Origin of the sequence: Neobacillus sp. NPDC058068, from assembly GCF_042885335.1 — a bacterium.
In the GTDB taxonomy this organism is placed as follows: Bacteria; Bacillota; Bacilli; order Bacillales; family Cytobacillaceae; genus Neobacillus.
In genome coordinates this window covers 46,264-59,297 of record NZ_JBHVSI010000017.1, presented here as the reverse complement: position 1 = coordinate 59,297, position 13,034 = coordinate 46,264, and the positions used below count along the sequence as shown (strand labels likewise).

The 13,034-nt window shown below is 40.9% G+C and carries 11 protein-coding genes and 1 riboswitch; of the genes, 3 read left to right on the top strand and 8 right to left on the bottom strand.

Going from position 1 to position 13,034, the window contains the following annotated elements; all coding sequences use genetic code 11:
• Positions 1 to 14: 14 nt before the first annotated feature.
• Positions 15 to 818, bottom strand: coding sequence for an alpha/beta hydrolase (locus ACFVSW_RS19455; protein ID WP_387318267.1), 804 nt, complete (start codon positions 816 to 818; stop codon positions 15 to 17).
• A gap of 177 nt (positions 819 to 995) precedes the next feature.
• Here ACFVSW_RS19455 and ACFVSW_RS19450 point away from each other — a divergent pair, with 177 nt between their 5' ends.
• The gene (locus tag ACFVSW_RS19450) at positions 996 to 1,508 is read left to right on the top strand and encodes a gamma carbonic anhydrase (RefSeq protein WP_387318266.1); all 513 of its coding nucleotides are present in this window, start codon (positions 996 to 998) and stop codon (positions 1,506 to 1,508) included.
• Positions 1,509 to 1,590: 82 nt separating this feature from the next.
• On the opposite strand, the gene asnB is transcribed toward ACFVSW_RS19450, so the two are convergent.
• Both asnB and metK read right to left on the bottom strand, forming a co-directional pair.
• The gene (gene asnB / locus ACFVSW_RS19445) at positions 1,591 to 3,495 is read right to left on the bottom strand and encodes an asparagine synthase (glutamine-hydrolyzing) (protein WP_387318265.1); all 1,905 of its coding nucleotides are present in this window, start codon (positions 3,493 to 3,495) and stop codon (positions 1,591 to 1,593) included.
• 235 nt (positions 3,496 to 3,730) lie between these two features.
• A complete protein-coding gene (metK, locus tag ACFVSW_RS19440; RefSeq protein WP_024030147.1) occupies positions 3,731 to 4,930 on the bottom strand; it encodes a methionine adenosyltransferase in 1,200 nt (399 codons plus the stop codon).
• Positions 4,931 to 5,132: 202 nt separating this feature from the next.
• A riboswitch (SAM riboswitch) is annotated at positions 5,133 to 5,269 on the bottom strand.
• Positions 5,270 to 5,531: 262 nt separating this feature from the next.
• Between metK and pckA the strand changes: the two genes are divergently transcribed.
• The gene (gene pckA, locus ACFVSW_RS19435) at positions 5,532 to 7,118 is read left to right on the top strand and encodes a phosphoenolpyruvate carboxykinase (ATP) (RefSeq protein ID WP_387318263.1); all 1,587 of its coding nucleotides are present in this window, start codon (positions 5,532 to 5,534) and stop codon (positions 7,116 to 7,118) included.
• A 61-nt stretch (positions 7,119 to 7,179) separates the two neighbouring features.
• On the opposite strand, the gene ACFVSW_RS19430 is transcribed toward pckA, so the two are convergent.
• The 5 genes from ACFVSW_RS19430 to ACFVSW_RS19410 form a co-directional block, all read right to left on the bottom strand.
• A complete protein-coding gene (locus ACFVSW_RS19430; RefSeq protein WP_387318261.1) occupies positions 7,180 to 8,016 on the bottom strand; it encodes a sugar phosphate isomerase/epimerase family protein in 837 nt (278 codons plus the stop codon).
• Positions 8,016 to 8,798, bottom strand: a complete 783-nt coding sequence (gene kduD / locus ACFVSW_RS19425) for a 2-dehydro-3-deoxy-D-gluconate 5-dehydrogenase KduD (protein WP_387318260.1) — start codon at positions 8,796 to 8,798, stop codon at positions 8,016 to 8,018. Before kduD ends, ACFVSW_RS19430 begins: the two co-directional genes overlap by 1 nt.
• 578 nt (positions 8,799 to 9,376) lie before the next feature.
• Positions 9,377 to 10,207, bottom strand: coding sequence for a 5-dehydro-4-deoxy-D-glucuronate isomerase (kduI, locus tag ACFVSW_RS19420; protein WP_387318259.1), 831 nt, complete (start codon positions 10,205 to 10,207; stop codon positions 9,377 to 9,379).
• Between the two features lie 26 nt (positions 10,208 to 10,233).
• The gene (locus ACFVSW_RS19415) at positions 10,234 to 11,247 is read right to left on the bottom strand and encodes a PfkB family carbohydrate kinase (RefSeq protein ID WP_387318258.1); all 1,014 of its coding nucleotides are present in this window, start codon (positions 11,245 to 11,247) and stop codon (positions 10,234 to 10,236) included.
• A complete protein-coding gene (locus tag ACFVSW_RS19410) occupies positions 11,244 to 11,894 on the bottom strand; it encodes a bifunctional 4-hydroxy-2-oxoglutarate aldolase/2-dehydro-3-deoxy-phosphogluconate aldolase (RefSeq protein WP_387318257.1) in 651 nt (216 codons plus the stop codon). The genes ACFVSW_RS19415 and ACFVSW_RS19410 overlap by 4 nt, the downstream gene beginning before the upstream one ends.
• Positions 11,895 to 12,101: 207 nt before the next feature.
• Here ACFVSW_RS19410 and ACFVSW_RS19405 point away from each other — a divergent pair, with 207 nt between their 5' ends.
• The gene (locus tag ACFVSW_RS19405; protein ID WP_387318256.1) at positions 12,102 to 12,863 is read left to right on the top strand and encodes an IclR family transcriptional regulator; all 762 of its coding nucleotides are present in this window, start codon (positions 12,102 to 12,104) and stop codon (positions 12,861 to 12,863) included.
• The last annotated feature ends 171 nt before the right edge of the window (positions 12,864 to 13,034 follow it).

Genomic DNA, 13,034 nt, shown 5'->3' with positions numbered 1-13,034 from the left:
AAACAACAACCTTTCTAAACGATATATCCGATTGCTTTTAATTGACTCAAAACAAAATCTTTTGCGTATTCAAAGACCTCTTCGCGCTCCGGTTCATTAAAAATTTCATGGTAGCATTTCGGCCATTCCTTATATCTCTTTTCGGATAGTGGGACATGATTGAACCATTCCTTAACGGTCGTTTTATTGACGATTTTGTCATCTCCACCCTGCATGACCAGCATAGGGATATCCTGTATTTTTTCGAGATTGACAAACGATTGCTTCATCGCCTTAGCAAGTTCACGATACCATCTAACCGATATCTTTGTCACGTAAAGGGTATCATTCGAGTCCACTTCCCTTACGTCTTCATTTCTCGTCGCCATTTGGACAGTCAATCCTGAATTCATTCGTAACGAAGGAAAAACCACATTCAACACATGGGATAGCGCATCTAAAAATTTGGAAGGGGAATGGACCAGTCCTAAGCACGGGGAAGATAGAATCACCCCTGCGACATTTAACTTCTCTTCTTGAAGTAAGCGAATCGAGACTAATCCGCCCATACTATGTCCAAGTAAAAAAACAGGCAGATCATAACGGTAAGCAGCTTGGACCCAATCCTTAACTTCAAAAATATATTCATCGAAAGAATCGATATGGCCGCGGTTGGCTCTGGTCGTCATCCCTTGCCCTGGAAGGTCAGCCATAATGACATGAAAGCCAGATAAACGCCACATCTCAATCAGCCAGCCATATCTGCCATGGTGTTCCATCGCTCCATGAACAATGACGATGACCGCCTTCGCTTCCCCTTCAGCTTCCCACTTCCACATTTTTATTTCCCCCTAGAAAAGTTATATTTCATTTTACCATAGATGAACAATGAACCTGCAAAATCGGGTGCACCAGCCATAATGGACAAATTGCCTTCATTTAAAAAGTTAAACCTTTTGAAAAGTGCCTAACGTTTTCGCTACAATAGAACTATCACTCATAAAGGAGCGAAAAGAATGATTTATCCGTTTAAAGATAAATATCCTTTAATTGCCGAAACTGCTTTTATTGCCGATTATGTAACGATTACCGGTGATGTTGAAATCGGTGAAGAATCCAGTGTTTGGTTTAACACCTCAATTCGAGGTGATGTCGCACCAACTAAGATAGGTAACAAAGTCAATATTCAAGACAATTCTATCTTACACCAAAGTCCCAATAACCCGCTAATTTTAGAGGATGAGGTAACCGTTGGCCATCAGGTCATTCTCCATAGCTGTATCATTAGAAAAGGAGCGTTAATCGGTATGGGTTCGATTATACTTGACCAAGCTGAAATCGGCGAAGGTGCTTTTATTGGTGCCGGCAGTCTGGTTTCCCAAGGGAAAAAAATCCCCCCTAATTGCTTAGCATTCGGCAGACCTGCAAAAGTTATTAGAGAATTAACAGCGGAAGACAAAAAAGATATGGAACGCATTTATATAGAATATGCGGAGAAGGCACAATATTATAAGTCCTTGCAATCATAAATACAGAAAAATAAATAGGGACAGGTTCCTTGTCCCAACCTCAAAACAAAAGCACCCATCTCATCATATGGGTGCTTTCATATTAGTGTTTCATTGTTTGTAATTCTTTTTGCAGCGCAAAATCACGTTGAAAAGAATAAACGTTTTCCACATATACCTGATGCCAAACCATAAACATTAATACCGTCCAGATTTTCCGGCTGTTATCAGCTTTGCCTTGGCAATGGTCTTCAAGCAGTCTTAAAACGTATGTTTTATTAATTAAATGATCCGTGTTACTTTCACGGATTATTTTTTTCGCCCATTCATTCATTTCCGCCTTTAACCAGTGGCGAATCGGCACTGGGAAGCCGAGCTTTTTACGGTCAAGCACATGCGCCGGCACAATGCCTTCAGCTGCTTTTCGTAAAATATATTTTGTCGTACCATTTGCTGTTTTCAAGCTGGTCGGTATTTTCGATGCCACCTCAAACATGGCTTTATCAAGGAATGGAACTCGAAGTTCCAACGAATGTGCCATTGTGACTCTATCTGCCTTAAGCAAAATGTCGCCGCGCATCCATGTATGAATATCAATATATTGCATCCGATCAACAGGATCATAACCTTTTGATTCCTGATAAAGCGGTTTTGTTATATCTAAGTAGTTCAATCCTTCACGATAGACGCTCAAAAGGTCACGTTTTTCTTCTTCCGTAAACATCTTGGCATTCCCGATATAACGTTCTTCCATCGGTGTTACACCGCGTTCAATGAAGCTTTTTCCCTTTGTTCCTTCAGGCATCATGTTCGCAATCCCTTTTAATAGGACTTTTCCTACCCGCGGAATTTTATTGAACACTTCTAAATCTTGCGGCTCACGGTAAATATTATAGCCGCCAAATAATTCATCGGCCCCTTCACCAGATAGGACCACTGTAACATGTTTACGCGCTTCACGTGCAACAAAGTAAAGCGGCACACATGCCGGGTCTGCCAGCGGGTCATCCATATGCCACATGATTTTTGGAATTTCATTCATATATTCTTGCGGTGTAATCACATAGCTGATGTTTTCCACACCCAGCTTTTCTGCCGTCTCTTTGGCGACATCAATTTCACTGAAGCCATTATGTTCAAAGCCGACAGAGAACGTTTTGATTGCCGGATGGAACTCTTTCGCAATCGACGCTATGATCGAAGAGTCAATTCCGCCTGAAAGGAAGGAACCAACTGGAACATCACTGCGCATGTGCATTTTAACAGAATCGAACAGAACATCTTTAATTTCTTTAATAAAATCAGATTCTGATTTTTGGACTGGCTTAAATTGCGCTTTCCAATATCGTTTAATTTCCATAGGTCCGCCTATTTTTTTTGTGAAATAGTGACCTGGCTCTAATTTTTTTATTCCCTCAGACAAAGTGTTTGGTTCAGGAACAAATTGATAGGTTAAATAGTGTTGCAGCGAATCATAGTCCAAAACGTCATTTTCAAGGGCGAGTAAGATACTTTTCTTCTCTGATGCAAACAACGTTCTTTCCCCGTCCTGCATATAGAAAAATGGTTTAATCCCGAACGGATCACGCGCACCGTAAAGGGTTTGCTCCTCTTTATCCCAAATAACAAAGGCAAACATTCCGCGCAGCTTCTCGACTGCTTTTTCCTTCAAGTGGCTGTATAGGGCGATAATAACCTCCGTATCAGAGCTCGTCGCAAACGATAACCCTTCTTTGAGTAATTCCTCACGAAGCTCCACATAGTTATATACTTCACCATTAAAAATAATCCAATAGCGCTCATTTTCGTACGTAAGCGGCTGATGACCGCTCTCAATGTCGATAATACTTAAACGACGGAAGCCAAATTGAATATGGTCATCATAAAAGAAACCATCATCATCCGGTCCGCGATGAGTAATGATATCGTTCATATGTTTAAATTGTTGTCTTTGTTCATCACTATAATTCTGTGTTTTGTCGTGTACACAACCGATAAAACCACACATTATGTACCTCACCTACTCCATTTCAAAATAAAACATCACCTAAAAAAACATCTATCTAATACTACCATTATTTTTTAGAAAAATGCACTGAAAACATTAGGAAATTTACTGTACCTTCATTTTTTACTTCTATAGTCCTACTTAAACATTTTATTCATTTTTAAAGACAACTACACTAATTGTTAGACGAAAAATAAATTAGGGAGTTACATCCGAAATGTAACTCCCTAATTTATTATAGATTCGCTTCTTGACGTAACGTATCCGCTTTATCAGTAAGCTCCCATGGAAGCTCAACATCGGTACGGCCAAAATGACCGTATGCTGCTGTTTGTTGATAAATTGGACGGCGAAGGTCAAGCATTTTAATGATTCCGGCTGGGCGGAGGTCGAAGTTTTTGCTTACTAAATCAACTAAAACCTCTTCGCTCACTTTGCCAGTTCCGAACGTATCAATCGAAATCGAAACTGGTCGTGCGACACCAATGGCATAAGCAAGTTGAACTTCTACTTTGTCAGCAAGACCTGCAGCAACGATGTTTTTCGCTACGTAACGAGCTGCATAGGCTGCAGAACGGTCAACCTTTGTTGGATCCTTACCAGAGAAGGCACCGCCGCCATGGCGAGCATAGCCGCCATACGTATCAACAATGATTTTACGGCCAGTTAAGCCAGCATCCCCTTGTGGTCCGCCGATAACGAAACGGCCTGTCGGGTTAATGAAATATTTTGTGTTTTCATCGATTAGTTCTTTTGGAACAACCGGGTTGATAACGTATTCTTTCAGGTTGCGCTGAATTTGCTCTAATGTTACTTCAGGATTATGTTGAGTTGAGATAACAATCGTGTCAATGCGCACAGGTTGGTCATTTTCATCATACTCAACGGTTACTTGCGTTTTTCCATCCGGACGAAGGTACTCAAGAACTTTATCTTTACGCACCTCTGTTAATTTACGAGCAAGCTTGTGTGCTAACGAAATCGGAAGTGGCATAAGCTCTTTCGTTTCATTACAAGCAAACCCAAACATTAACCCTTGGTCACCCGCTCCAATTGCTTCGATTTCTTCATCTGACATTAGGCCTTCACGTGCTTCAAGGGCCTGGTCAACACCCATGGCAATGTCAGGACTCTGTTCACCAATTGAGGTTAATACAGCACATGTCTCGGAGTCAAAACCATATTTCGCACGATCGTAACCAATACCTTTAATGGTTTCGCGAACAATCTTTGGAATATCTACATAAGTAGACGTAGTGATTTCACCAGCAACAAGAACCAATCCAGTTGTCACTGAAGTTTCAGCCGCAACACGAGCATTAGCATCCTTTGCTAAAATAGCATCCAAAATGGAATCAGAAATTTGGTCACAGATCTTATCTGGATGACCTTCAGTTACTGATTCAGAAGTGAACAAACGACGTTTTGTTGACATCTGAATTCCTCCTATATTATGAGATCATCGAGGTTTTATGAAGGTTACAGGAATACTTCTTGGACCTCGTGAATTGATACGGTACTCCCAGCCTTAGTATTAAATAAACAAAGGATTTTTATTAGGGACTCTTTTCATAAAAGGACTTATACAAAACAAAAAACCTAACCACTGTCGAGGAAAGGTTGTTCCGGGCCTTTCACTCTTATCGTTCAAGGCAGCAGCCTTGCGTCAGATTAGCACCTTTGCACTTGAAAAGCACCTGTAAACGGCCAACTTTTCATATTGCAGGTTGCTGGGTTTCATTGGGCCTGTCCCTCCACCAGCTCGGGATAAGAGAGTATCCGTTCAAAATAGAATAATACGCTACAATATCGAGCAATGTCAATGAATTTTTAAAGAAACTTCCTGCAAAAACTTTAGAAAAAACAACGTTATTTTTTCAATCATATGCAAAAATTAAATGAATGTTAAAACTTATTATAAATAATATGAATAATGTATAAAATGCAATTTGATTTTGTTAAATAGTGTAGACTATTGACGTCAATGTGTTATACTATTTAATACAAAAACCATGAAAAAAGGAAGGTTTCATTAAATGAATTCTCTAAAAATTCCTAATGAGTTAACGCAGCTGTTAAAGGAAAATCATGTTCAAGTACAATTATCCGTTCCCCAATTAGTCGAGAAAATCTTATGCCGTAATGAAGGAACATTAACCGCCACAGGTGCAGTTCGTGTTTCTACCGGCAAATATACAGGCCGTTCACCTCAAGATAAATTTATAGTGATGGAGGAGTCTTCGAAAGATAAAATTGCCTGGGGCCCTTCCAACCAACCGATTTCCGAAGACGCTTTCACAGGTCTTTATCATAAGGTTCTTGAATACTTAAAACAACAACCTGAACTTTTTGTGTTTAAAGGCTTTGCCGGCGCCGATAAAAAATCCCGCCTGCCCATTCAAGTCGTAAATGAATATGCTTGGCATAATTTATTCGCGCATCAATTATTCATACGCCCATCCGAGGATGAATTGCTGACTCACGATGCCGGATTTACTGTTATTTCGGCTCCAAATTTCAAGGCAGATCCCGCTGTCGATGGCACAAATTCCGAAACATTTATTATCATATCATTTGAACGCAGGATTGTCTTAATCGGCGGGACCGAATATGCAGGTGAAATGAAGAAATCGATTTTTTCCGTGATGAATTATTTGCTGCCGGAGAATAATATTTTTTCCATGCACTGTTCGGCGAATGTCGGGCTTGAAGGAGATGTAGCATTATTCTTCGGTTTATCCGGAACAGGAAAAACCACCCTTTCAGCTGATCCTAACCGCCGTCTGATTGGTGATGATGAACACGGCTGGTCATCAAACGGCGTCTTTAACATTGAAGGCGGCTGTTACGCAAAATGCATCAATCTTTCCCGTGAAAAAGAACCGCAAATTTTCGATGCGATTCGCTTTGGTACCGTCCTCGAAAATGTTGTTATCAATCAGGAATCGCGAATCCCTGATTATGACGATGGAACATTAACCGAGAACACAAGGGCAGCCTATCCAATTGATGCGATTGATAATATTATCCTGCCGAGTATTGCCGGTCATCCCAATACAATTGTCTTTTTAACAGCCGATGCCTTTGGCGTATTACCGCCAATTGCCAAGTTAACAAAAGAACAGGCTATGTATCATTTCCTAAGCGGCTATACATCCAAGCTAGCCGGGACTGAACGCGGTGTGACATCACCTGAAGCAACCTTCTCAACCTGCTTTGGAGCACCATTCCTGCCGCTTCCTGCGACTCGTTACGCAGAAATGCTCGGCGAAAAAATTCTAGAACACAATTCCAATGTTTTTCTAGTCAATACAGGCTGGACTGGCGGCCAATATGGCGTCGGCAACCGGATGAAGCTTTCCTATACAAGAGCGATGATTCAAGCAGCCCTTGAAGGCGAACTAAACCATGTTGAAACAGTTAAAGATGAATTCTTCGGCTTAAATATTCCGCTTCATATTGCCGGTGTTCCTGATGAGGTTCTCCAGCCAAATAAAACATGGGTAGACCCAGAAGCCTATGAAAAGAAAGCGAAAGAATTAGCGGCGAAGTTCCGTGAAAACTTTAAGAAATTTACCGCTGTGTCTGCTGAAATTGAAGAAAAAGGCGGACCAATTGCTTAATGAATAAAGTCCCGTGTGAAATTTATTTTACACGGGACTTTTTTTGCAGATTGCATGGCATTTAAGCCTCTTGATACTTTTTCTTTAAATATTCAATACTTCCGTCTATATAGGGCTCCTGCGTACTTTCCATTAATATATTGATAAACGGCTTTTTCTTTTTTATATAGTTCAACACGAAGTTGTAGTTTAATATCCCCTGGCCAACAGCAACTGTTTTTACCATGTTATCTTCTACGATAAAATCCTTTGCGTGCAAAATCACGATTCGATCCCCAAATAAATCAAATGCTTCTTGGAAGATTTCCTCTTGGTTTTGATATGTCTCAATCGTTAACAGATTGACTGGATCAAAGATGACTTGAAGATTATTTGAGTCGACAGAATCCAAAAGTCGCTTCATCACCTTCGAAGAATAAATTGGGTGATTCACACCTGCCTCTATTCCGACAATAACACCAAATTTTTCAGCTTCGGCTACAAGCTCACGAACGCTTTCGACAACTTCAAAGAATGGCTTTTCTTTAAAATTTTCGACTGTATAAGCAATTTCCGCATTCACATTCCCGGTTTCTGTACCGACAATACTGCAGCCAAAATCTCTGGCAAATCTGATATGCTCTTTGAACCGCTCCAATGCCTTACTGCGCTCTGTTTGATCTGGATGAATCATGTTTATATAACAGCCGAGGACAGCGATTTGGATATCCTGCTCCCGTAAGGACCGGCGGATATGCTGGGCGAAGCCAGGGGATAAACTGCCTGTCGCTGTATTCATATCCGGAAAGGATTTATTTAAGGCTAACTGGATTGAAGTCAGCCCTTTATCACTAATTTTCTTTACTAACTTTTCTAACGACTGATTGTCAATATCGTGTGCCCTTATACCTAGATTCATTATCGCGCCAGCCACCCTCCATCAACCGCCAAAATATGACCATTCATGTAATCAGATGCCTTACTGGATAAGAAGACAACAACACCCATCAAATCTGCCGGTGTTGCCCAGCGTGCTGCAGGAATACGTGATAAAATTTCGGCATTGCGCTTTTCATCTGCGCGAATCGGAGCCGTATTTTTTGTTTCCACATACCCAGGGGCAATGGCGTTAATTTGGACATTATATTCTGCTAATTCATTGGCAAATGCCTTTGTCAGGCCAGCCACAGCATGTTTACTGGCCGTATACGGCGGAACAAACTTTCCACCTTGGAAAGATAGCATCGATGCAACGTTAATAATCTTGCCTCTTCGCTGCTCAACCATTACTTTAGACACTTCCTGGCTAAGGAGATAAACAGCATTTAAGTTTAGTTCAATTACTGCATCCCAATCTTCTTGTTTGTACTCTTGGATTGGCGAACGGCGAATCGTGCCAGCATTGTTAACTAAAATATCAATTCTGCCAAAGGCATTTAGGCATTCGTTTACTATCCCTTTTATTGCCTGTCTATCGCTTAGGTCCGCTTGGTGAAATTCTGCCCGGCGGCCTGTTTGCTTAATTAAATCCCGCGTTTCATCCCAATTAGTGCCGTGTGTAACGATAAATAGGTCGGCACCCGCCTTGGCAAGAGCTACGGCATATCCCTGCCCGAGGCCGGTATTACCACCCGTTACAATCGCTACTTTCCCGTCAAGCTGGAAAAAATCCATTGAAAAAGCATTTAATTCACTCGTCATCTTTTATACCTCCAATACTATGTTGGTCGTTTTTATTTTGATTGATTTTTTAATAAATGCTAGCAATCGAGTAAATTTGCAACCGTTTACCCCCAAAAAATAAAAGCCGCAGTCAATCGAGCTTCTTAGCTACCTAATAAACTTTATAGGCTACCGAAATCTTTAAAAATGGTATCGTCCGGTCGCTTATCGGTCTTATAAGCTACCGAAATCTTAAGAAATGGTATCGTTCAGTCGCTTATCGGCCTTATAAGCTACCGAAATCTAAAAAAACGGTATCGTTCGGTCGCTTATCGACCTTATAAGCTACCGAAAATTTAAAAAATGGTATCGTTCGGTCGCTTATCGATCCTATAAGCTACCCAAATCTTAAAAAATAGTATCGTTCGGTCGCTTATCGGCCTTATAAGCTACCGAAATCTTAAAAAATGGTATCGTTCGGTCGCTTATCGGCCTTATAAGCTACCGAAATCTTAAGAAATGGTATCGTTCGGTCGCTTATCGGTCTTATAGGCTACCGAAATCTTCTCCGGTCTAAAAATAATGAAAATAGCAGAAGTTAAAAATCTATCTTTCTATTAACGCAAGTCTTCCATTTTTACGAAATCCATGTCATCATAGGTAATGTTTTCGCCGCACATGCCCCAAATAAAGGTATAGTTGCTTGTTGCGGTACCTGTATGAATCGACCAGCTTGGTGAGATGGCCGCTTGTTCATTTTTCATGACAAGATGTCTTGTTTCTTCTGGTTTGCCCATGAAATGGAATACACGAGTTTCCGGCTCCATATCAAAGTATAAGTACACTTCCATCCGGCGTTCATGTGTGTGGCAAGGCATTGTATTCCACACGCTTCCTGGTGAAAGCATCGTTAAGCCCATTTGCAGCTGGCAGCTTTGGCATACATTTGGATGAACATATTGATAAATTTTCCGTTCGTTTAATGTGCCAGGAGCACCTGCTTGCAGCGGGTCAATTTGGTTAATATCAATCTTGACTGTCGGGTATGTATGATGCGCCGGAGTCGAGTTGATATAGAATTTAGCTGGCTTGTTTGCATCCTTTGAGCGGAATCGTACATCTTTTGTCCCTCTGCCAACATACAAACCATCTCTCCGGTTCATGTCGTATTCAACACCATCAAGAACAACAACACCCGCATCACCGATGTTAATAATTCCTAATTCGCGGCGCTCTAAGAAATAATTTACGCCAAGCTGTTTATCAAGTTTAATTGTTAATTCTTCTTTAGCCGGAGTAACACCGCCAAAAATCATTCGATCCACGTGAGTATAAGTCAAGTGTACTTGGCCGGCTTCAAAAAGTGTTTCTACTAAAAAGTGATTTCTTAATTCCTCTGTCGTATATTTTTTTACATCCTCTGGATGATGAGCATAACGTGTTTCCATTTTTCATTTCTCCTTTTTATTTCAATTTATCGAACGATTTTACCTGGTGCGTTCTCGGCAAATGAAAGGACTTCATCTGTCGAAAACAGGTTACAATCACCATGCACTGTATGTTTTAAGGCCGATGCAGCAGCTGCAAAGGAAATTAACTGGTTAGACGGCAATTTTTCTAGGATTCCGTACAATACCCCCGCCATAAAGGCATCTCCGCCGCCAATGCGGTCGACAATTTGTGAAATATGATGCACCTTCGATTGGTACAGTTCTCCATCAAGATATAGATTGCCTTGGAGTGTATTCTCCGATGCCGATATAACCTTACGGAATGTTGAACACATATATTGGATGTTCGGATACATTTCTTGTATTTTCCCGTAGTAATAGCACAGCCGTTCTTCCTTCGAAAGGGAAGGATCAGTTTCCTCAATGCCTAATAAATGAATGGCATCAAGCTCGCCGCAGGAACATATATCAACATAGGGCAATAACGGCTTTATTGCTTCAGCAGCCTCTTGTTGACTCCACAGCTTTGCCCGATAATTAAAGTCAAAGCTTGTTGTAATTCCTTTTTCCTTGGCAAATTTCAACGCTTGTAATGTCAGCTTCCTTAATTCAGCGGACAACGCGAGGGTGATTCCGGAAACATGGAAAAGGTGCGCACCGTTAAAAATTTCTTCAAAATTTAACTCTTCAGATTTTAAGTTGGAAAAACTGGAGTATTTGCGGTCATAGATTACTTGGGCACTTCTTTCGCCTACACCTGATTCTACATAATAGGAACCTAATCTTTCTCCACCCTTCACAAGGTAATCAGTATGTACCCCATGAGATTTCAAGTGACGTTCGACAGCCCTTCCTAATGGATTGTTCGGCACTTTACTTACAAAATAAGTCTGATAGCCAAAATGGGCAAGAGACACAGCTACATTGGCCTCGGCACCGCCATAGTGCATTGAGAGCGTATTCGTTTGTTGTAACCGCTCCCCTGCATTTGTTGAAAACCGAAGCATAATTTCGCCAAGAGTGACAATCTTTTTCATCGTTTCGCCTCTCTTGCTTCTTTTACTTTTTTAATATACTCGCTTGCATACTCGGTAATTTGCGCATAATTCCCTGTTTTAGCGGGTGTTACTAGATTTCCGCCAACCCCTACAGCCACACAGCCATTTTGGATCCACTCGGCAACATTATCCAAGCTGACGCCCCCTGTTGGCATAATATTTACTTGCGGCAGCGGAGCTTTTACCGAGTTGATAAATTCAGGACCATAGGCATTGCCCGGGAACAGCTTAATAATATCGGCACCGTATTGTAGTGCCTCTTTCATTTCATTAATCGTCATACAGCCTGGCATGTAAGGAATTTGATATAAATTACATAGCTTTGCTGTCTCTACATCAAAACATGGACTAACAATAAATTGTGCACCATTCATGATGGCAATCCGTGCAGTTTGCGCATCGAGAACAGTTCCTGCCCCAATTAAGACCTCGCTATTTGAATAAACAGAAGTTAATTCTTTCAGTACTGATTCTGCATCCTGCACTGTGAAGGTAATCTCAATTCCGACGATTCCGCCTTTTACACATGCTTCGGAAATAAGAATGGCCTCTTCTCTCGTATCAGCTCTTACAACCGCAACAACTCCACACTCCGTAATGCTATTTAGAACGTTTAGTTTTTTCATACCTTTCACCACCTTGCATTCAATTAATTTCCTATTTGGAAATTTAATTTATTATTTGGAAATTATAAATTTATTATATATAATGATGTTAACGTTTTCAATAGATAAAACTATTTTGATAACTTTATAGAAATTTTTAGAGCAATAGCCATTTAAACCATAATCCACTATACTAATTTACAACTCGAATAAGAGAAGGGATTAATGATGAACATGAATAAACAACCATATGGCACCGTACTGTTAAAGGCCGCCCGCATCATCGATTTTTTGTCAGCCAGTGATCAGCCGCAATCCTTAAATACGATTTCAAAAGAGGCTGAATTGACAAATTCAACTGCGTTAAAAATATTGGACACGCTCCTCCTGATTGGCTATGTTCAAAAAGACCCCGAAACCAAAAAGTTCAGTCTCGGCACCGCACTTATCAAGATTGCGAATAAAGCGATTAATCAGCTGGATATTAAACAAATCTCCCAGCCGCATCTAGAAACCCTACAACAAAAAACATCGGAAACTGTCCATCTTGGTATTCTAGACAACACAAGTATCATCTACGTCACGAAAATTGAGAGCAAAAATCCAGTCTGTTTATATTCGAAAATCGGAAAATCGATTCCGTTATATTGCTCCGCTATGGGCAAAGCTGTATTGGCTGATCAAACCGACCAAGAAATAAAACAGTATTTAGCAGCTAATTCTTTAGTAAAAATGACCGAAAATACAATTACTGATGAAGCAGCCTTCATGGAGGAAATCGCTAAAATTAGAAATCAAGGGTTTTCCTTTGACAACAGGGAACATGAGAATGAGGTTTTTTGCATCGGCGCATCTATAACCGTGAATGGGAAAAATCACGGTGCATTTAGTGTCAGCATTCCTCACTATCGCGTCACAAATAAATTGCTAACGGAAACCATTCAAGCCATTCAAACCTGCAAGGCAGCTATTATCAGTGACCTTCTATAATGAATCTTTGAAATAAACCCGTTATATTCAGTAACGGGTTTATTTTTCTTATGGCTGTGTTAAAAGTGAATGTTGATTTCCGTTCCAGGCGCGAGCGGTTCGCGGGGCGGGCGGTGAGCCTCCTCGGCGAATTCCGCGCCTGCGGGGTCTCACCTGTCCCGCTGCTCCCGC